Genomic DNA, 20,227 nt, shown 5'->3' with positions numbered 1-20,227 from the left:
GACTCTCCATGCTGCAATATCCGGCCGACTATGCCGAATGCGGTGCCGGCGGGCTGTGGATCCGCATCCTGGAGGGTGATCGGGCACACCCGATCCGGGTCGCCGACCCCGCCGCGCAGCGCACCGTCACCCGATTCGAGGACGGCTTCGAGGTAGTCGGCAGCGAGCGCGGACTAATGTTTGCGGCCCGTTTCTCGCTACATCCCGAACGCCTCACCTGGCAGTGGCAACTCACCGTCAGCTCCCCCGACCGACACGCTTCCAAGTCGGCCATTCCGATCGAGTTCGACACCGTACTGGCGTGCGATATCGCATTGGCTCCTTCGGATGTCGTTCGAATCAATCAGTATTACGTCAGTCAATACCTGGATGTTTCGCCGGTGCGCCACCCCCTGTGGGGTGACTGCCTCGCGGTCCGGCAGAACATGCCCGGACCGCGCGCGCCCTGGACGTTGCTGGGCAGCTACGGCGAAGGGGTCGGCTGGGCGACCGACGCGGCCCAGCTGGCGCCACTGGTGAACGGGGTCCCCAGCGGCCTGCTGCGACGGCAGCTGCCGAACACGCGACTGCAGCACGAACACACGTTGGCGGTGATCGCCGACCGGGCCGTCCGCCTGGAGCCCGGCCAGACCCATCGCGCCGGCTTCTTCGGCGTGCTGGTGCCCGACCATCCGCAGGCGAGCGCGGCCAGCGATTCCGCCTGGGCGCCGGAGGAGCGGTTGCCGCAGACCGGCGCCCCACTGACTGCCCCGGCTCCGACCCCACCCCCGACGCTGTTCGCCGGGGCGTCGGAGTTGATCACGGAGCCGCTGGACGTGGGCCGGCTGGGCGAACTGCTGAGCGGACCGATCCAGGTCGTCGAGCAGCCCGGCGCCGACTGGTGGGAGGCGCTGTCGGCAGACGGTGAGGTGCTGGTCAGCGCTGCCAAGGACCGGGCCGTGCTGCGTCCCCACGGCCAGCTGCTGCGCACCGGTTCGTCCGTCACTCCCGGGTCCGATGGCCTGACCACCACCGTCTGGCTGAACGGTGTGTTCGCCTCGCATCTGACCCGTGGTCATGTCGGACGCGATCCGCTGCTGAGCGCCACGCAGAGCTACCTGGGCCTGCGCCGCAGTCACGGCCTGCGGGTCTTCGTTCACGACGGCGGCCGCTGGCTGCTGCTGGGTCGACCGAGTGCCTGGGGGCTGCGGCCCGACCGGGCGCGCTGGCTGTACGCCTGGGGCGACACCGTGCTCGAGGTGGTCACCGCCACCGGCGGCGGCACCCATGAGGTGAAGGTCGCGTTGCGCCAGTTGAACGGACGGCCACGACAGTTGCTGGTGGCTGCCCAGCTCGGGCGCACCGGTGACCTGACCTCCCGGCCCGGACGGCTGCGCGCGGCCGGGCTCGACCTGCGCTATTCAGGGGCGGGTGCCGTCGGTGACGGCGACGGTCCCCTGTTCGCCGACGGGGTCTCGCGGGGGCTGCCCTGGCTGACCATTGCCGGCGCTGCGCCGCTCACCCTCGGGCTGAGCGCCACCGGCGCGGTCACTGCCTCACCCGACGTCCCGGCGGCTTCGACGCTCCCTCGCGCGGAGGCGGCGCTCGCCGTAGGCGCACTGACCCTGCACGCGGGCGGCCCGGCCGCCGACGAGGTGGACCGGCTCAACCGGATCGTGCCCTGGTTCACTCACGATGCGCTGGTCCACTACCTGTCGCCGCGCGGGCTCGAGCAGTTCAGCGGCGGCGGCTGGGGTACCCGGGACGTCTGCCAGGGACCGGTCGGCCTGCTGACGGCGTACGCCCGGCCCGACGCGCAGCGCGACCTGCTGCTGCGGGTGTTCGCCGCCCAGCACCAACGCGGTGACTGGCCGCAGGCCTTCGAGTTCCTGCCGCCGCTGTCCTCAGGGCAGCCGGACGCGCACGGCGACGTGCTGTTCTGGCCGCTGCTCGCCCTCGGCGAGTACCTGCAGCACGAGGGTGATGCCTCGCTGCTGCGCGAATCCGCCGGCTTCGTCGGCGACCGCGGCACGGTCACGGCCGCACCGATCGTCGATCACATCGAGCGCGCGCTCCGGGTGATCGAGACTCGCACCGTGCCCGGCAGTCCGCTGCCGTCCTATGGGCACGGCGACTGGAACGACTCGCTGCAGCCCGCCGACCCGCGGCTGGCCGCCCAGATGGCCTCGACCTGGACGGCGGTGCTGCAGGTGCAGGCGCTGCGCGCGCTGGTCGAGGGCCTGGCCGTCTGCGCCGCCGAGCCGGCGCTGGAGAAGCGACTCGCCGCGCTCGCCGAGGCCACCGAACGTGCCCTGACCGACGTGCTGCTGGTCGACGGGTTGCTGGCCGGCTACGGCGTGTTCGAGAAGTCCGGACGGCTCGCCGAGGTGCTGGTGCACCCTCGGGACCGGCGCACCGGTCTGCGTTACGGCGTGTTGCCCTGGATCCATGCGATCAGCGCCGAGCTGCTCGACGCCGAACAGGCCCGGCATCACCTGGCGGTGCTCGACCGGCACCTGTCGGGGCCGGACGGCGTCCGGCTGTTCGACGCTCCCCCGCCGTACCGGGGCGGCCCGATGGAGGTGTTCCAGCGGGCCGAGGCGGCGACGTTCTGGGGCCGCGAGATCGGCCTGATGTACACCCACGCGCACCTGCGCTATGCCGAGGCGCTGGCCCGGGTGGGCGACGCGTCCGGGCTGTTCAAGGCGCTGTGCCTGGTGAATCCGATCGGGGCCACCGAGCGGGTGCCGGGCGCCCAGCCACGGCAGACCACCTGCTACTACTCGTCCTCCGACGCCGCCTTCGCCGACCGCGACGACGCCGCAGAGCACTATCAGCGCTCGCTTACCGGCGAGGTGGCCCTGCAGGGTGGCTGGCGGGTGTACTCCTCGGGACCCGGCCTGTTCCTGCGGCTGCTCGCCGAATGCCTGCTGGGGGTGCGACGGCACGGGTCCTCGCTGGACCTGGACCCGGTGCTCGACCCGGAGCTGGACGGCCTGGTGGCCCGGGTCCCGCTGCCCGACCGGGTGCTCGAGCTCAGCTATCGCGTCGCGTCGCCGGGCTTCGGGGTGCGGTCGGTGCGGGTCGACGGACGCCCGGTGACCGGCCGGCCGCTGCTGAACCGCTACCGGACGGCCGGCGTCCGGCTGGAGCTGGCCGAACTGGGCCCGGCAGTTGACGGCGTCACCCGAATCGATCTGGAGGTTGGCCGGTGAAGAAATGGATGCGGGCATTGCCCATCGACGAGCGGGTGGACGCCCTGCTGGCCGAGATGACCCTGCCCGAGAAGGTGGGCCAGCTGAACCAGCCCGCCAACGTCTCACCGGGCGCCGATCGTGACGCGCTGGCCGCCGGGCGGATCGGTTCGTCGCTGTACGCCAGCGGCGCATTGGGCGGCAACGTGCGCGATGAGGGGCTGTCGATCCGGGCCATCGAGCAATGCCAGCGCATCGCCGTGGAGGAATCCCGGCTGGGCATTCCGGTGCTGTTCGGACGCGACGTGATCCACGGCCACCGCACCGTGTTCCCGATTCCGCTCGGGCTGGCCGCCGCGTGGGACGCCGAACTCGTCGAGCGGCTCTGCGATGTCGCCGGCTCTGAGGCTCTCCGCGAGGGGGTGGCCTGGACGTTCGCACCGATGGTCGACATCTCGGAGGAGCCGCGCTGGGGCCGGGTCGCCGAGGGGTTCGGCGAGTCACCCGCCTTGTCGGGCCGCCTCGCGATGGCCGCGGTGACCGGCTTTCAGCGGCACATCGGCGCCACCGCCAAGCACTTCGTCGGCTACGGGCTGGCCGCCGGCGGCCGCGACTACGAGTCGGTGCAGGTCGGCGAGAACACGTTGCGCAACCTGCACCTGCGCACCTTCAAGGCCGCGGTCGATGCCGGTGTGCTGTCGGTGATGGCGTCGTTCAACGACATCGACGGGACGCCGATGCACGCCAATCGGCGGCTGATCCGTGAGGTGCTGAAGCAGGAGTGGGGCTTCGACGGTGTCGTGGTCGCCGACTGGTCGGGGATCGGGCAGCTGGTCGACCACGGGGTCGCCGCCGACGCCCGCGACGCGGCTCGACAGGGGCTGCTGGCCGGGGTGGATCTCGACATGGCCTCCGGCGTCTACCTCGCCCATCTGGAAAGCCTGGTCGGCGACGGCGAGGTGCCGCTCGACCTGCTGGACGACGCGGTGCGCCGGGTGCTGCGGATGAAGTTCCGGCTCGGACTCTTCGACGACCCCTACCCACGCACCACCGCCGATCCGATCGGACCGACGGCGGCGACCCGGGCCCTGGCCCGCGAAGCTGCGGTCGCCAGCATGGTGCTGGTGGCCAACGACGGCGTCCTGCCGTTGTCGGACCAGGTCGAGTCGCTGCACCTGACCGGCCCGTTCGTCGACGAGGGCGAGGCACTGCTCGGCACCTGGGTGCTGGACGGACGCGGCGCCGACGTCTCTTCGCCGCTGGTGGCGTTCACCGACCTGCTCGGCGACCGGCTGACCCACACCGACGGCCGGTTCAGCGACCTGGCGGCGCACCGCACCCGCGCGGCCGCGGTCACGGTGGCGCTGCTGGGCGAGCATCCGAGCCGCTCCGGCGAGGCCAACTCGGTGGCGGATCTGGGCCTGCCGGCCGGCCAGCTCGAGGCACTGAAACAGCTGTGCGGGCTGGGCAAACCGGTGGTGGCGGTGGTGTTCGGCGGACGTCCGCTCGACCTGGCCGAGGTGCTGCGGGTGGCGTCGGCGGTGGTCGTCGCGTGGCATCCGGGCACCGAGGCCGGTCCGGCGCTGGCCGACGTGCTGTTCGGACGTCGGGAGCCGTCCGGACGGCTGCCGATGACCTTCCCGCGCAGCACCGGGCACGTGCCGTCGTCGGTGCACGCCCGGGCCACCTCACGGGTGCTCGACTTCACCCGCGACGCCTGGGACGGCCGCTACCTCGACGCCCTGACCCAGCCGCAACTGCCGTTCGGCTACGGGTTGAGCTACACCACGTTCCGGCACGGCGGGCCGGTCGCGTCGGCGTCCGAGGTGCCGCTCGGCGGCCAGGTCGAGGTCAGCGCGCAGGTGACCAACACCGGCCAGCGGGCCGGGCGCGAGCTCGTCCAGTTGTACCTTCACGACCCGGTCGCCGAGGTGACCCGTCCCAAGCTGGAGCTGCTCGACTGGCAGTGGCTCGACCTGGCCCCCGGTGAGACCGGCACCGCCGTCTTCACGATCGGGACCGATGCCTTCGGCTACTTCGGACGCGACCTCACCTGGCGGGTCGATCAGGGCCTGGTTCGGCTGATCACCGGGCGCGACGCCACCGCGTCCGCCGCCGTCGAGGTGCGGATCGTCGCCGCGGGAGCGGACGAGTGAGGGGCGTCACCTCAGAGGGCGGACGGCTGCTGATCGACGGCGAGCCGCAGCTGGTGCTGGCCGGCGAGATCCACTACTTCCGCGTCCCGCGCGAACAGTGGGCGGACCGGCTGGACGCCCTGGTCGAGGCGGGCTGCAATACGGTCGCGTCCTACATTCCCTGGCTGCTGCACGAACTGCCGGACGGCAGCCTCGACGTGACCGGCGCCACCCGTCCGGACCGCGACGTGGCCGCATTCATCGACCTGTGCGCCGAGCGCGGGCTGTGGTTCTTCGCCCGGCCCGGTCCGTTCGTGATGGCCGAGTTGATGAACGAGGGCATTCCGTACCGCATCTACCGCGAGCATCCGGAGCTGGTTCCGGTCGGCTGGGACGGAGTGCGGACGCCCAGCCGCACCCTCGACTACCTGAACCCGGTGTTCCTGGCCGAGGTGCGGCGCTGGTACGCCACCGTGCTGCCACTGATCGCCTCGCGCACCGTCGGCAACGGCGGCAATGTGATCGCCCTGCAGCTCGACAACGAGATCGGCATGTTGGCCTGGGTCACCAACTCGCCCGACCTGACCCCGCACCTGTTGGCCGACTTCCGCAGGTGGGTGCTGTTCCGCTACGCCGAGCCCTCGGTGCGTTATCCGGTGGCGTTGGCCGACGACGCGGCCTGGGCGGCGGCGGTCCGCTCGCCGCAGGAGGCGTGGGCCGGCGCTCTGCGGGTCGATCTGGCCCTGTTCATGCGGCACCGATTCGCCCGCTACGTGGCCGAGCTGCGGTCGATGGCCGAGGTGTTCGGCGTGCGCGGCGTGCCGTTCGTGATCAACATTCACGGCACCGAGGCCGGTGGCGGCGAGCCGTTCCCGATCGGCATCAGCCAACTGGTGCAGACCTACGCCGGGGTGCCCGGGATGATCTCCGGCTCGGATCACTACGTGGGCGAGCTGACCCTGCAGTCCACCCCCGACCTCTACTTGATGAACGCCTTCCAAGCCGCCGTGAACGATCCCGACCAGCCGCTCACCTCGGTGGAGTTCGAGGCCGGCAGCGGCGACTACGGCGACGGCATGGACACCCTCGTCGACCCGGCGACCGTCGATCTGAAGACCCGGCTCTTCGTGGCACAGGGGAACCGGCTGATCAACTGGTACCTGTTCGCCGGAGGTCACAACCGGCCGCTCGACGAGCCGGTGGGCAACGGCATCGACCGGATCGCGTTCACCGGCGAGCGGCACGGTTTCGCCGCACCGGTGGATCCCGAGGGCCGGCGCGGCCAGACCTACGCCGCCACCGCACGGGCCGGGCGGGTTATGCGCACGATGGCGCCCTGGCTGGCGGCGATGCGTCCGGAGCCGGACAACCTGCAACTCGGCCTGGTGCTCGACGCCTACGCCACCGAGTACCACCACCCGGGCAGCGCGGTGATGACTGCTGTCGTCGACGATCTGCGCCGGCATCGCGGTGCCGGACCGCGGCGGGCGCTGACCCGTTCGGCGCTGCTGCTCGGTCACCAGTTCGGCGCGGTCTGGCTGGAGCGGGAGGCTCCGCGTCCGGACGCGGTGCTGTTGCTGTCGTCCGGCCAGTACCTGGACGGCCCGGTACAGCGCCGGCTCGTCGACTTCGTCACCGCTGGTGGACGCCTGCTGCTGCTCGGCCGGGTGCCCTGTTTCGATCTGGCCGGTGAGCCGTGCACGGTGCTGGCCGACGCGCTCGGCGTCCGTGGGCTGACGTTCGTGACCGGCGCCGACCAGTACTTTCCGACCGTGTCGGCTCATGCTTGGGCGGCTCCCTGGCCGCAGACCCGGGTGGGCTGGCTCGAGCACATCGACCCCGGCGCGGGCACGGTGCTGCTCAGCGATCAGGACGGCAGGCCGTGCGGCGCCGAGGTGTCACTGGGCGCCGGCCGGGTGGTGCTGTTCGCGGCCGAGTTGCCCAGCAACCTGGAACTGTTCGGACGCGCCCTGAACCGGCTCGGCGCGACGTCCCGGCTGTCGCTGCACAGCCCGGTACCCGGCGTGTTCGGCCTGACCGGTGCCGACGACCGCGGTCAGCGGCTGATCCACCTGATCAACATCACCGGTCACTCCCCCGAGGTGCGGGTCGGCTGGGACGGCTCCGAGCCGCGTGCGCTGACGCTGCCACCGCGCACCGGGGTGATGCTGCCGCGGAACCTGATCACGCCGCTGGGCGTGATCGAGTCTGCCGACGCCGAACTGGCCGAGGTGCGTGCCGACCGGCTGAGCTTCGGGCCGGGACTGGCGGGTGCGGCGTCCGAGATCCGGCTGCGCGGACCACGACCGTTGGTGACCGGCGGCGAGTTGAGCGGCGATGGAGACACCTGGGTCATCCGCGGACGCGGACCGGTGTCACTGCAGGCAGAGTGCAGCCGCTGAGGTCGGCCTGGGGTTGGGGTCTTGATCAGGCTCAGCCGGCCCGTCGTGTCCAGCGCCAGCCGAGTTGCCCGAGTTCGTCGGCCAGCAGTCGGATCGCCTTCGGCCCGACGCCGTGCAGGCCGAGCAATTCGGCCTCGGAATGCTCCAGCACCTGCTCCAGGGTGGTGATGCCGAACTGCTCCAGAGCGGCCGCGGCGGGGCGTCCGATGAACGGCAGAGGCGTTCCGGACGAGGCCAGCAGCGCATCCAACGCCCGGTGGTAGGCGGCGGCGAGTTCGTCCAGGTCGGCCCGGTAGTCGGCGATCCGGCAGCCGAGTCCGTTGGGCTTGACCGTGATGCCTTCGGCCGACCAGTGCGGCCGGGCCCGTCCGATCAGGTTGCCGCCCGGGTCACCGGACGCCCCGACGACCCGCCACCAGGTCGCCTGGCCGCCATGGCTGGCCATGATCGATCCCACCCGGCGGGGCGAGGTGCCGACCAGCCGGGCGATGTCGCCGTACGCCACGACCCGTCCGCTCGGGATCTGCTCGACGGCGAGCAGCACCCGATCCACCAGGAAGTCATCCACGCGCCCACGGTAGGCCATCCACCCCGGTGACCGAGGGGACGGTTCTCCCGGTCACCGGAGACGGGTTCCAGCACGATCTGTCGGCACGGAGGGACGGTTCTTTTCGGTCCACGCGCGGGGCGTCCGGCCAGTAGGTTGAACGCATGATCAAGCACATCGTGGCCTGGGAGTTCGCCGAGCACGCCGAGGGCGCCGACAAGGCGACCAATGTGGCGCTGGTCGCAGAGGCGTTGCGGGCGTTGCCGGCGGTGATCGACGGGATCATCGAATTCGAGGTGATCACTGCGCAGCCCGGCCTCGACAACACCTTCGATCTGGCCATCTACTCGGTCTTCACCGATGCCGACGCACTCAAGGCCTACGCCGTGCACCCCGAGCATCAGAAAGTGGTGGCGCTGATCGGCGCTCGGCGCACCAGCCGGGCCTGCATCGACTACGACCCGGCGGCGCTGTAGGGAAGCACTGATCATTCACGTCATCCCGGATCTCAGGTGGCGACAGATCCCGGATCAAGTGCGGGATGACAAGGTGTGGTCAGTGCGGGCCTGCGGCAAGTTCGCGAGTGGCGTCGGCGAGCGCCCGTTCCGCCTGCTGGACGGCGCCGCGCGCCTCGTGGACGCCGTCCGCTGCCTCGGTCGCGGTGCGACGGGCGACCACCTCCGCGTCCTCGGCGGCGCGGAGTTCAGCGCGCAGGTCGGCAACCTCCTGGCTGGCCCGATCGAGCCGTTCCCGAGCCTCCGATTCGAGACGGATCGCCTCGTCATAGCCGGCACGGGCGCGTCGTAACTCGTCGGACGCCTCTCGGACCAGCTGTTCGGCACGCTGTCGAGCGGCCTCGACTGCTCGCCGTTCGGCGTCTTCGGAGGTGTGTAAGGCCGCGGTGGGTTCGGCCGGTTCTGCCGCAGCCGGCGGCTCGGACGGGGCCTCTCCTGGCGTGAACGCCCCCATGACCGGTAGCCCGAAGCCCGAGTAGACATGCGCTTTCACCAGCCGTCCGGCGAGCAGATCGGTTCGGGTATCCGGATCGGCAACAGCCGCCGACAAGGTGCCGTTGACTTCGCCCTTCACTGCTTCGGTCGCTTGGTAGCCGCGTTCTGCGCCCGCGCCCACCGCCGCTGCGGTCAGCTGTCCGACCAGCTTCGTCCGTTCGGCGCCCAGCGCACGCAATGCGGCCAAGTCGCCGGCGTGATGGGCGGTGGCGAGGCGTCCGGCCAGCTCCTCCAGTTGGCTCAGGTCGTCCGGGGATCGTCGGCTGAGCAGGTTCAGCAGCCAGGCCGAACGGGTCGGCTTCTTGAGTGCCGCGATCGCTGTTGCGAGGGGACGGTCCTTGGCCGTGCGGGCCTGCGCCACCAGTCGCGTCCGGGCGGCCATGAATTCGTCCAGGTCGACGCCGTACACCTCGTCCAGATCCACTCCCCCAGCCTGCCCCGGCCACACCACAACTGTCACCACGAGACTCGCACGCCGGGGACGGTTCTTCCGCATTCGAAATTCGCACGGCGCAGAACCGTCCCCCAACGTTCGAAAGTCGCACGTGGGAGAACCGTCCCCGATCGTTCGAAAATCGGACGTGGGAGAACCGTCCCCCAACGTTCGTGACCGGCCTCGATTCAGGTGCGGACGCGGTGGGGGTGGGCGTAGAGGTTGAGTGAGGAGCCACGGACGAAGCCGGCGACGGTGAGGCCCAGGTGGCGGGCGGTGTCGACGGCGAGGGAACTGGGGGCCGAGACCGCGGACACGATCGGGATGCCGGCGAGGTACGCCTTCTGCACCAGCTCGAAGGACAGGCGGCCGCTGAGCTGCAGGATCGTGGCACGCAGCGGGAGGCGTCCGTTCAGCAGCGCCCAGCCGATCACCTTGTCGACAGCGTTGTGCCGCCCGACGTCCTCGCGGACGACCAGGGCGCGGCCGTCCAGGTCGAACAGGCCTGCGGCGTGGACGCCGCCGGTGGCCTCGAAGGTCCGCTGCAACGGACGCAGCCGTTCGGGCAGCGAGAGCACCAGGTCGGCCGAGACTTCGGAGTCGTCGTCACCCACGTCCCACCGGCCCTGCCGGGAGAGGGTCTCGATCGAGTCGGCGCCGCAGACGCCGCAGGCGCTGGAGGTGAACGTCCCGCGCACCGGCGGCGGCACGAGGCCGGCGGCCAGCACCAGGTCGAGCACGTTGTAGGTGTTCACTCCGGTGCCGGTCTCGTCGTCGATGACCGACCCGGCGCAGTATTGGGCCCGCAGCACGTCGGCGGCGCTGGTGATGACACCCTCGGCATGCAGCCAGCCGTGCGCCAGCTCGATGTCGTGTCCGGGCGTGCGCATCGTGACGGCGTGCGGATGTCCGCCCAGCCGCAGCTCGAGCGGCTCTTCGACGGCCAGCCGGTCCTCGCGGGGCCGGACGGCGTCCCGCTCGACCCGGACGACGCGCGTCCGCTGGGTGACCCGACCCATCAACGCCACCCGACCGGATCGTCAGTGGCGGGCTCCAGCCGGATCACGATCGACTTCGAGGTGGGTGTCCCGGATTCGTCGGCGACCGAGTCGAGCGGCACCAGCACGTTCGTCTCCGGGAAGTACGCGGCGACGCAGCCGCGCGCGGTCGCGTAGTCGACGAGCCGGAAGGCGTGCGCCCGGCGCTCCTCGGTGCCCGCATCGCCCGGCCAGATCGAGATCAGGTCGACCATCTCCCCGTCGGCGAAACCCAGTTCTGCCCGGTCGTCGGGGTGGATGAACAGCACCCGACGCCCTGCTTTCACGCCGCGGTAGACGTCGTCCATGCCGTAGATGGTGGTGTTGAACTGGTCGTGGCTGCGCACTGTCTGCAGCAGCAGATGCCCCGGCGGCACGTCGATGATGACCAGGTCGTTGACGGTGAACCGGGCCTTGCCGGTCGAGGTGTTGAAGGTGCGCGAGTCTCGCGGGCCGTTCGGCAGCGCGAAGCCGAGCGGGGTGTTCACCCGTTTCTCGTAGCGGTCGAAACCCGGGATGCAAGCTTCGATGTGGCCACGGATGGTGGCGTAGTCGGCGCGCATCGCCGCCCAGTCGATGAGGTCCGAGCCGAGCGTGCGCTCCGCGATCGAGCAGACGATGTCGACTTCGGACCGCAGCTGGTCGGTAGCGGGCGCGAGCCGTCCGCGGGAGGCATGCACCATGCCCATCGAGTCTTCGACGGTGACGAACTGTTCCCGTCCGCCGGTGCGGTCGTGTTCGGTGCGGCCCAGGGTGGGCAGGATCAGCGCCTGCCGTCCGGTCACCGCGTGTGACCCGTTCAGCTTGGTCGACACGTGCACCGTCAGCCCGACATTGCGCATCGCCGCCTCGGTGACCTTCGAATCGGGAGTCGCCCGGACGAAGTTGCCACCGACGGCCAGGAACACCCCGCACTGACCGTCCCGCATCGCCCGGATCGCGGCCACCACGTCGTGCCCGTGCTCGCGGGGCGCGGTGATTCCGAAGCGCCGGTCGAGGGCGTTCAGCAGCGCCGCGGGTGGGCGTTCGTTGATGCCCACCGTCCGGTCGCCCTGCACGTTGGAGTGGCCGCGCACCGGGCAGGCGCCGGCACCGGGACGTCCCATGTTGCCGCGCAGCAGCAGGAAGTTGACGATCTCGCGGATCGTCGGCACCGAGTTCTTGTGCTGGGTGAGGCCCATCGCCCAGCAGACGATGACCGACCCGGACGCCTGCACCTGCTCGGCGACGCGCTCCAGGTCGGCCCGGCTCATACCGGTGGCGCGTTCGATGTCGGCCCACTCGACGGTGTCGAGGTGGGCGCGGAACTCGTCGAAGCCGCTGGTGTGTTCGGCGATGAAGGCATGGTCGAGCGCGTCGGCTTCGAGCAGCAGCTTGTTCAGGCCCTGGAAGAAGGCCAGGTCGCCGTTGAGCCTGATCTGGCAGTACTCGTCGGCCAGTTCGACGCCGCCGCGCAGCACGCCTCGGACGGTCTGCGGGTTCCGGAACGCCTTCAACCCGGCTTCGATCAGGGGATTCACCGCGATGATCCGGCCCCCGTTGGCCTTCGTCCGCTCCAGCGCCGACAGCATCCGCGGATGGTTGGTGCCCGGATTCTGCCCGGCGATGATCACCAGTTCGGTGGTGTGGATGTCCTCCAGGGTGACGGTGCCCTTGCCGATGCCGAGGGTCTGGCCGAGCGCCGAGCCGCTGGATTCGTGGCACATGTTCGAGCAGTCCGGCAGGTTGTTGGTGCCGAAGGCCCGGACGAACAGCTGATAGGCAAAGGCCGCCTCGTTGGAGGTTCGCCCCGAGGTGTAGAAGATCGCCTGGTCCGGGTCGTTCAGGGCCCGCAATTCGCCGGCGATCAGGTCGAACGCCTCATCCCAGCCGATCGGTTCGTAGTGACTGCCGCCCTCGCGCAGCAGCATCGGCTCGGTCAGCCGTCCCTGCTGGCCGAGCCAGTGGTCGGAACGCGTCGCCAGGTCGGCGACCGAATGGGTGGCGAAGAAGTCGCGGGTCACCCGGCGCACCGTCGCCTCTTCGGCGACCGCCTTCGCGCCGTTCTCACAGAACTCCGCGATATGCCGGTGGTCGGGGTCGGGCCAGGCGCAGCCGGGACAGTCGAAGCCGTCCTTCTGGTTGATCGCGGTCAGCGTGAGCGCCGAACGGACGAGGCCCATCTGTGCACCCGCGTGCTCCAGCGCCCGGACCACGCCGGGAACGCCCGCGCCGTAGTTCTTGGGTGACTTGATCGCCAGCCGCGCGTCACCGGCGTCCTGCTTCGGTGCTCCCTTGACCATCGGCCCTCCTGTCCGTGGATCGCTCCAGTATCGGCCTCGGTTCGACCGAGGGCCAGTCGCGTGATCGGTCGAGCTTGTCCAGAAGGGCCTCGACGAGCGTCGACCAACGGCGTGCACGACCCGGGAAGCGCTGATCCATTCACGTCATCCCGGGCTCCGACCCGGGATCTCGGGCGGGAGAGATCCCAGAGAGAGATCCCGGATCAAGTCCGGGAATGACGATGAAGGTGCGTTGATCAGCGCATCCGCAGGTCTCGACCGGCAGGTGGCTATGTGTTCTCGTCGAGGAGCGTCCGCTGGAACAGGTGACGCTGGGACTTGGTCAGGGCCTGCTCGGCGACGGTGACGTCGACCGACAGTGCCTCGCAGGCGACCCGGTAGCAGAAACCGTCTCGCACCGGGTGGCCGGTGGCCACGTCGACCAGGGCGTTCGAACTCAGCAGCGAGTTCCATTTCTTGGCATCGGACGGCGGCAGCGCGTCCAGGCTGGTGCGGCGTTCCCGGACGACGCCGGTCACACCGCCGGTGCGGCGCAGCAGCAGGTCGGCGTCCGTCGCGCGCGGCGGCACCGGTTCGGGCTCAGTGCTGGCAGCCGACACCCCCACCTGCTTCCAGCCGTCGGCGACCGCCGAATGTTCCCGGCTGTCATCGCCGAAACGTACTCGGGCCGCCTCGATGGTGAGCGCCGCGAACCGCGCGAAATCGGCACGTGCGGCCAACTGCCGGCCGGTCAGGACGTCGTACCAGACCTGGCCGGCACCGACCCAGGCCTGACCGCCGATCGCCTGCGCGGCCAACACGAAAGCCCGGTTCGGAATACCCGAGTTGATGTGCACCCCGCCGTTGTCGTCGGCGGTGGTCACGAAACGGTCCATGTGGTCGGGTTGCGGATCCTTACCGAGCCGCGGATCGTCATAGGCGGTGCCGGGCGCGATCATGCTGCGTAGCGCCACCCCATCGACGCCGGGCAGCAGCAGGTCGGCACCGATCAGCCAATCGGCGGCCGCCGCGTCCTGACCGAGATGACGCTGCTTGACCAGGCTGCCGAAGACGTCCGAGATGTGCTCGTTGAGTGCGCCCGGCTGGCCCGAGTAGATCAGCCCGGCGGTGCGTTCGGTCACCCCATGGGTGAGTTCGTGGCCGATCACCTCGAGGCTGGCGGTGAACCGGCCGAAGATCTGCCCGTCGCCATCGCCGAAGACCATCCGTTCACCGTCCCAGAAGGCGTTGTCGTAGCTTCTGCCGTAGTGCACCGTTCCGGGCAGCAGCATGCCGGCACCGTCGATCGAGTCGCGCCCGTAGGCGTCGTGGAAGAGTTCCCAGGTGGCGCCGAACCCGTCGTAGGCCTCATCGGTGGCGAGGTCGCCGGTCGCGGCGTCGCCCTCGCGGCGGATGACCGTGCCGGGCAGCCGTTCGGTGTTGTCGGCGGTGCTGATCTCGCGCCGAGGTGCGGCCTCTCCCACCGACACCACCGAGCGGCGGTCGCCGGCAACGAGAGGCTGGGCAACACGGCCGTCACGGAGCGACTGGTCGGTCAGCAGGGTGTGTTGAGCGACGGCGGCGACCCCCGATTCGTCGCTGTCGGCAAGCCGCCGCAAGAGGTAGGGCGGAACGATCGTGCGCCTGCGGTACGTCATGCATCAAGCATGCGCGCCGCCACTGACAGTTTCTGTAGCCCGCGACAAGTTTCTGCCTCATGAGCCGGACGCCCCCAGGTGCTGACACTCTGGCGAGCCACTGCCGCCTGCCTGGCGCCATCGGCGCCCGATCAGGCCAGCCGGCGTATCAAGGCCGCCCCGCCCCCGCTCCTACCCACATCATTCGCGGACGGGCGCTGGCGGTAAGGGTGGCCGTGAATGGCACACCGCCCTCATCCTGCCGGCCCGGCCGACCGGGAACCCCGAGCACACCTCACCGTTCGGTGCGGGCTCCCTCGATCAGCCGCGCGATGTGCAGCGTCAGATAGACCACCTCGTCATCGGAGAGGGACTGCTCGTTGACGGTCAACAGGTAGCGGATGCGTTCCGCACAGTGATGGGCCTCCGGGTAGGCCCGAATCACTGAATCCCGCACCTCGCTGGATTCGCCGGCGAACTGCTTGCGGGTCTGCAGCCGCACGAACAAGTACCGCAGGTGGGTGATGAAGCGCGCGGCCCGCATCGAATCCCGGTCGATGACGATGCCCAGCTCCATCTCGATGACGCCGATGATCCGGTTGAGCTTGGTGGTCATCTCCAGGGTGGGGCCCATCCCGGCGCTGGCGAACTGGGCATTGACAACGTGCATCGCCACGGCGACCGCCTCGTCGTCGGCCAACTGGACGCCCAGCCGTCGCCGCACCAGGTCGACGGCGTCCCGGCCGAGGCTCAGCTCCTGTGGATACAGCTGGGCCACCTCCCAGCGCAGCGGGTAGTCGAAGTCGGTGCCGGACCGGCTGCGCGCCACCGCGAACGCGAGGTGATCGGCGAGCGGCAGGACCAACGCCTGGCTCACTCGGACGTCCAGCCGGGCGTGCGCTAACTCGGCGATCTCGCGGGCCACCCGGACGATCTCGAGCGGGGTGTCGGCCAGCAACGCCGCGAGCCGGTCGATCGGCGTGATCGTGTCGGGCACGAACCGCTCGGTCACGGCCGCCGGATCGATCGCATCGCCCTGACGTTTGCCGTAGCCGATGGCCCGGCCCAGGACGATGGCCACACCATCGGCGGAGTCGACCATCACCGCGTTGTTGTTGAGCACCCGTGTGACCCGCATGAACTCTGGCGCCTCCTCCTTCGTGATGTGGCGTCGTGGAGCGTGCCCCCGCCCCCTGGGGTTCGACCTCGGCCGGACGCCGGTGCCGAACTCCAGGGAAACGGGGTCTCGCTGATTATCGCGCGACCAGCAGCGCGGGCGAGCCCGCGGTGACCTCGCCCGCCGCCAGCGGCAGGATGGTCTCGAAGCTGTCGGTGTTGGTGACGATGAACACGGTGGTGGTGTCCAGACCGGCCGCCTCGATGGCGGCCAGGTCGGCCTCGACCAGAAGGTCACCGGCCTTGACCTCGGCACCGGTGGCGACCTGGTTCGAGAACGGTGCGCCGTTCAGGGTCACCGTGTCCAGCCCGACGTGGATCAGCAGTTCGACGCCGTCGGTGGTCTTCAGACCCACCGCGTGACCCATCGCCACGACGACCTTGGCGTCCGCCGGCGCGACCACCCGGCCGGAGCTCGGCACGATGCCGACGCCCTTGCCCATCGCCTCCGACGAGAACACCTTGTCGTTCACCTCGGACAGCGGAATCACCCGTCCGCTCATCGGCGAACCGAGCTCGGAGTCGACCGCACCGGACGCCGTGGCGACGGTCGCCTCGGCCTCCTCGATCGCGGCCTGCGCCGCGCCATGGGCGTCCCGCTCCTTGTCAGCGGCGGAGAAGCCGAAGAAGTAGGTACCGATCGCGGCCAGCACGAAGGACAGGCCGGTGCCGATCAGCAGCCAGATGAAGTTGCCCGCGTCGCCGTGCGGATCGATGCCGATCGGCAGGGTGAGCAGGCCGGGGGCGCCGGTGCCGAAGACCAGGACACCGAACGCGCCGGTGATGCCGCCGCCCACCGCGCCGGCGATGCAGCCGATGATCAGCGGACGCTTGCGGGGCAGGTTGACACCGTAGATCGCCGGCTCGGTGATGCCGAAGATGCCGGCGATCACGGTCGAGCCCACGATGGCCCGCTGCTTGGGATCCCTCAGCCGCAGGAACACACCGAGCGCCGCACCGGCCTGAGCGAGCACTGCCGGGAAGGCGGCCGACTTGACCGGGTCGAAGCCCTGGGTGGCCAGGTTGTTGATGAAGATCGGGACGATGCCCCAGTGGATGCCGAAGATGACCAGCACCTGCCACAGGCCACCCATCAGCACACCCATCAGGATCGGCGAGAACCCGTAGGCGGCCTGGATCATGGCGGCCATGCCGTTGCCGAGGAACACGCCGAGCGGGCCGAGCGTCATCAGGGTGAGCGGCACCATGATGACCAGTGCCAGCAGCGGGGTGATGAAGTTGCGGACCGCCTCGTGGATGCGGTCGTTGAAGAACTTCTCCAGGTAGCTCATCACCCACACGCCGAGCACGATCGGCACCACCGAGGAGGTGTAGCTCTGCAGCAGCACCGGGATGCCGAAGAAGTCGATGCTGTTGCCGGCCTGTCCCCAGGCCCGCAGCGTCATCGGGGTCACCTTGCCGTCGACCAGCAGGTTGACTGTCGCCAGCTGTGTGTACAGCAGGGCGCCGGCCAGGGTCAGCGCGGTGTACGGGTTGGAGTTGAACTTCCGCGCCGCGGTCACCGCCAGATACATCGGCAGGAACATGAACAGCGCATCGGCCGCCGCGTACAGGATCTGGTAGGTCGGCGAGGTGGTGGCGAGCCACTTGGCCGCGACCGAGATCAGCAGCAGGCCCTTCAGGATGCCGGTGGCCGCCATCACGCCGAGGATCGGCGCGAAGATCGACGACACGACATCGATGATCCGGCCGACGACGCTCCCGGACGCCGGGGCGCTGTCGTCGCTGCCTTCGCGGTCGGCGGTCAGCGACGCCGGCAACCCGGCGTAGACCCGCGGCACGTTGTTGCCGATGACGACCTGGAACTGGCCGCCGTTCTCGACGACGGTGATGACGCCCGGCAGAGCGCCGACGGCGTCGGAGTCGGCCAGGCTGCGGTCCTTGAGGGCGAACCGCAGCCGGGTGGCGCAATGCACCACGTTGGCCACGTTGTCCTCTCCGCCGACCTTGGCCAGGATGTCCTTGGCCAGGGTGGGATAGTCGATGGCTGGCATCTCTCTCAATGGTCCTTTCGTGTCTGTGGCTAGGTGATTCGGAATCAGGCGTCCAGGCTGGCGCCGCGGGACTCGATCAGTCGCTGGTACCAGTAGGAGCTCTTCTTGCGGCTGCGACCCAGGTCGCGCAGGTCGAACTCGTCGCGGTTGACGTAGATGAACCCGTACCGCTTCTTCATGCCCTGGTGGGTCGAGATCAGGTCGATGGCCGACCAGGGGCAGTAGCCGAGCACGTCGACCCCGTCGGCCAGCGCCAACCGGATCTGCTCGATGTGCCGCTGCAGGTAGTCGATCCGGTAGTCGTCGTGCACCATGCCGTCCTCGGCCGGCTCGTCGTAGGCGCCGAGGCCGTTCTCGGTGACCAGCAGCGGCAGCTGATAGCGGTCCCACAAGGCCCGGAACGTCGTCCGGAAGCCGACCGGGTCGATCTCCCAGCCGAACGCGTTCTTCGGCAGATCAGGGTTGTCGACCGCCTTGTACAGGCCGATCTCGCCACGGATCATCTGCTGGTCGGCGCCCCGCTGACGCAGATCGGACGCGTCCCCGCTGGGCGCGGCGACGGTCTGGCTGGCGTAGTAGTTGAAGGCGAGGAAGTCGGGCTTCGCTGCGGCCAGGATCTCCATGTCGCCCTCGGCGATGGTGGGCGCCCAGCCCCGCTCGACCAGGTACGCCCAGGCCAGCGAGTTGTAGCGCCCGTGCACGGCGAGGTCGGTGTACAGCCAGTTCCGGATGGCGTTCCAGTCGTCGGCGGCCACCTGATCCTCGGGACGGCAGGACTGCGGGTACACGTAGGCGATGTTCGGGGCCGGGCCGATCTTGCCGCCGGGCACCAACTCGTGGCAGCGGGCCATCACCCGGGCCTGGGCCAGGAACATGCCGTGGTTCTGCTGGAACAGGTCACGCTGGGCCTCATCGCCCGACAGCGTGGTGGTGCCCAGCATCTTGCCGTGCATGATCATCATGTTCTGCTCGTTGATGGTCAGCCAGTAGGTCACCTTGCTGCCGTACTCGTTGAACAGCACCTCGGCGAACTTCACGAAGGCGTCCACGGTCTCGGGATTGGCCCAGCCGCCGCGCGCGGACAATGTCGCCGGCAGGTCGAAGTGGTACATGGTGACGATCGGCTCGATGCCCTGCTCGCGCAGCGCGTCGATCAGCCGGTGGTAGAAGGCGACCCCCTCGGGGTTCACCGCACCGTCGCCGTCCGGGATGATCCGCGTCCAGGCGATCGAGAACCGATACGCCTTGAGCCCGATCTCCCCCATCAGGGCGACGTCCTCCGCGTAGCGGTGGTAGTGGTCGGCGGCCACCTTGTAGTCGGTGGTTCCCTCGGGGAAGTGCGTCCGCAGATCCTGCACCGAGGGGCCCTTGCCGTCGGCGTCCCAGCCGCCCTCGACCTGATAGGCCGAGGTCGACGCACCCCAGAGGAAGCCCTCCGGAAACATCGGTAGCACCTTGTAGTCCATTTGTCGCTGATCCTTCCGTCCATGGTTGATCGTCACGCAGCTACAGGTCCGACCGGCATCGCGAGGTCCCCGGTGCTCGGCGACGCGACCGCGGTGGGCACCGAGGTCGTGCCGAACGCGGGATCCTCCTCGATCGGCCGGCGAGCGTTTTCGGGCAAACAAAAAAGGACCCGACCCAGACGACGATGCGTCTGGAGCCTGAGTCCTTGCCTCAACGAGTGAGTGACATGCCCAATGCTCGGTCCCCGCACGCGAGGACGACCGAAGCTTAGGACGCCGGGGAAGGTCGCGTCAATCGCGCGCGCCGCCCGGGCCGGCCGGCGTCCGCCTGGTGCGGGCTGGTTCGGCGGCCGGCCACCCCGTGGCACGATCGTGTCAACGACGAGAGGACGAGACGTTGATCACGAAGCTCACCCTGGCAATCGGCGCCCTGCTCACCCTGACCGGTGTGGTCGCCTACGGAGCGACCGGTGCGGCCAGCATGACCGCATTGATTCCCAGCGCGGTCGGTGTGCTGTTGCTGATCGCCGGCGGGTTGGCCGCGAACCCGAAACTGCACCGGCACGCGATCCACGGCGCCCTGGTCGTGGCCCTGCTGGGTGCCCTCGGGTCGCTGATGAACGTGGTCAAGGTCGGCCAGCTCTTCGACGGCACGGCGACCCGTCCGGCCGCCATCTGGGCCAGCCTGGCGATGTTCGTGCTGTCGGTGATCTACCTGGCCTTCGGCATCAGCTCGTTCATCAGCGCCCGGCGCGCGCGGCAGGCCTAAACCCAGCGCTCCCCGAACTATTCAGGGCTCGCTGAGTTCAGCGAGCCCTGAATAGTTCGGGGAGCGATTCGTTGGCCTCAACAAGCTCCACCAACGGGCAGCGGTCAGAGATCCTCGGGTGCCACCACACTCGGACGGCCGGGGAGCGCCAGCGTCGCACGCCTGG

13 protein-coding genes are annotated in these 20,227 nt (G+C 69.7%); 5 read left to right on the top strand and 8 right to left on the bottom strand.

What is annotated here, in order from left to right; genetic code table 11:
* Window positions 1-8: 8 nt before the first annotated feature.
* From Q0066_RS16135 to Q0066_RS16125, 3 genes are read left to right on the top strand one after another with little or no spacing between them, the layout of a single operon-like run.
* On the top strand, window positions 9-3,194 hold the full coding sequence (locus tag Q0066_RS16135; RefSeq protein WP_298134847.1) for a hypothetical protein: 3,186 nt from the start codon (window positions 9-11) through the stop codon (window positions 3,192-3,194).
* Entirely contained in the window at window positions 3,191-5,329 is a 2,139-nt protein-coding gene (locus Q0066_RS16130; RefSeq protein ID WP_298134846.1) for a glycoside hydrolase family 3 N-terminal domain-containing protein, read from the top strand. Before Q0066_RS16135 ends, Q0066_RS16130 begins: the two co-directional genes overlap by 4 nt.
* The gene (locus tag Q0066_RS16125; RefSeq protein ID WP_298134844.1) at window positions 5,326-7,710 is read left to right on the top strand and encodes a beta-galactosidase; all 2,385 of its coding nucleotides are present in this window, start codon (window positions 5,326-5,328) and stop codon (window positions 7,708-7,710) included. Before Q0066_RS16130 ends, Q0066_RS16125 begins: the two co-directional genes overlap by 4 nt.
* Before the next feature lie 31 nt (window positions 7,711-7,741).
* On the opposite strand, the gene Q0066_RS16120 is transcribed toward Q0066_RS16125, so the two are convergent.
* On the bottom strand, window positions 7,742-8,278 hold the full coding sequence (locus tag Q0066_RS16120) for an MGMT family protein (protein WP_298134842.1): 537 nt from the start codon (window positions 8,276-8,278) through the stop codon (window positions 7,742-7,744).
* A 143-nt stretch (window positions 8,279-8,421) separates the two neighbouring features.
* Here Q0066_RS16120 and Q0066_RS16115 point away from each other — a divergent pair, with 143 nt between their 5' ends.
* On the top strand, window positions 8,422-8,733 hold the full coding sequence (locus tag Q0066_RS16115; protein ID WP_298134840.1) for a Dabb family protein: 312 nt from the start codon (window positions 8,422-8,424) through the stop codon (window positions 8,731-8,733).
* Between the two features lie 79 nt (window positions 8,734-8,812).
* On the opposite strand, the gene Q0066_RS16110 is transcribed toward Q0066_RS16115, so the two are convergent.
* The 7 genes from Q0066_RS16110 to Q0066_RS16080 form a co-directional block, all read right to left on the bottom strand.
* Window positions 8,813-9,691 carry a hypothetical protein gene (locus tag Q0066_RS16110; protein WP_298134839.1) on the bottom strand — a complete coding sequence of 293 codons (879 nt, stop codon included), beginning with the start codon at window positions 9,689-9,691 and terminating at the stop codon, window positions 8,813-8,815.
* A gap of 197 nt (window positions 9,692-9,888) precedes the next feature.
* Complete coding sequence (fdhD, locus tag Q0066_RS16105; RefSeq protein WP_298134837.1) at window positions 9,889-10,719, bottom strand: formate dehydrogenase accessory sulfurtransferase FdhD; 831 nt, start codon at window positions 10,717-10,719, stop codon at window positions 9,889-9,891.
* Complete coding sequence (locus tag Q0066_RS16100; RefSeq protein WP_298134835.1) at window positions 10,719-13,019, bottom strand: FdhF/YdeP family oxidoreductase; 2,301 nt, start codon at window positions 13,017-13,019, stop codon at window positions 10,719-10,721. Before Q0066_RS16100 ends, fdhD begins: the two co-directional genes overlap by 1 nt.
* A 269-nt stretch (window positions 13,020-13,288) precedes the next feature.
* The gene (locus Q0066_RS16095) at window positions 13,289-14,656 is read right to left on the bottom strand and encodes a protealysin inhibitor emfourin (RefSeq protein ID WP_298134834.1); all 1,368 of its coding nucleotides are present in this window, start codon (window positions 14,654-14,656) and stop codon (window positions 13,289-13,291) included.
* A gap of 274 nt (window positions 14,657-14,930) precedes the next feature.
* The gene (locus Q0066_RS16090) at window positions 14,931-15,773 is read right to left on the bottom strand and encodes a PRD domain-containing protein (protein ID WP_298134832.1); all 843 of its coding nucleotides are present in this window, start codon (window positions 15,771-15,773) and stop codon (window positions 14,931-14,933) included.
* A gap of 115 nt (window positions 15,774-15,888) precedes the next feature.
* Window positions 15,889-17,826, bottom strand: coding sequence for a beta-glucoside-specific PTS transporter subunit IIABC (locus Q0066_RS16085; protein ID WP_298134830.1), 1,938 nt, complete (start codon window positions 17,824-17,826; stop codon window positions 15,889-15,891).
* A 44-nt stretch (window positions 17,827-17,870) separates the two neighbouring features.
* On the bottom strand, window positions 17,871-19,292 hold the full coding sequence (locus tag Q0066_RS16080; RefSeq protein WP_298134828.1) for a glycoside hydrolase family 1 protein: 1,422 nt from the start codon (window positions 19,290-19,292) through the stop codon (window positions 17,871-17,873).
* A 397-nt stretch (window positions 19,293-19,689) separates the two neighbouring features.
* On the opposite strand from Q0066_RS16080, the gene Q0066_RS16075 reads away from it, so the two are divergent.
* Entirely contained in the window at window positions 19,690-20,061 is a 372-nt protein-coding gene (locus Q0066_RS16075; RefSeq protein ID WP_298134826.1) for a hypothetical protein, read from the top strand.
* Window positions 20,062-20,227: the final 166 nt, after the last annotated feature.

Origin of the sequence: Micropruina sp. (assembly GCF_027492755.1) — a bacterium.
Taxonomy (GTDB): domain Bacteria; phylum Actinomycetota; class Actinomycetes; order Propionibacteriales; family Propionibacteriaceae; genus Micropruina.
The sequence above is the reverse complement of the archived record's forward strand: the minus strand, read 5'-3'. Positions and strand labels throughout refer to the sequence as shown.

Bases quoted from the DNA above. Each gene is read 5' to 3' on its own strand.
- Q0066_RS16090 (WP_298134832.1), bottom strand. From the start codon at position 15,773: ATGCGGGTCACACGGGTGCTCAACAACAACGCGGTGATGGTCGACTCC.
- Q0066_RS16085 (WP_298134830.1), bottom strand. From the start codon at position 17,826: ATGCCAGCCATCGACTATCCCACCCTGGCCAAGGACATCCTGGCCAAG.
- Q0066_RS16095 (WP_298134834.1), bottom strand. From the start codon at position 14,656: ATGACGTACCGCAGGCGCACGATCGTTCCGCCCTACCTCTTGCGGCGG.
- Q0066_RS16135 (WP_298134847.1), top strand. From the start codon at position 9: ATGCTGCAATATCCGGCCGACTATGCCGAATGCGGTGCCGGCGGGCTG.
- Q0066_RS16115 (WP_298134840.1), top strand. From the start codon at position 8,422: ATGATCAAGCACATCGTGGCCTGGGAGTTCGCCGAGCACGCCGAGGGC.
- Q0066_RS16100 (WP_298134835.1), bottom strand. From the start codon at position 13,019: ATGGTCAAGGGAGCACCGAAGCAGGACGCCGGTGACGCGCGGCTGGCG.
- Q0066_RS16080 (WP_298134828.1), bottom strand. From the start codon at position 19,292: ATGGACTACAAGGTGCTACCGATGTTTCCGGAGGGCTTCCTCTGGGGT.
- fdhD (WP_298134837.1), bottom strand. From the start codon at position 10,719: ATGGGTCGGGTCACCCAGCGGACGCGCGTCGTCCGGGTCGAGCGGGAC.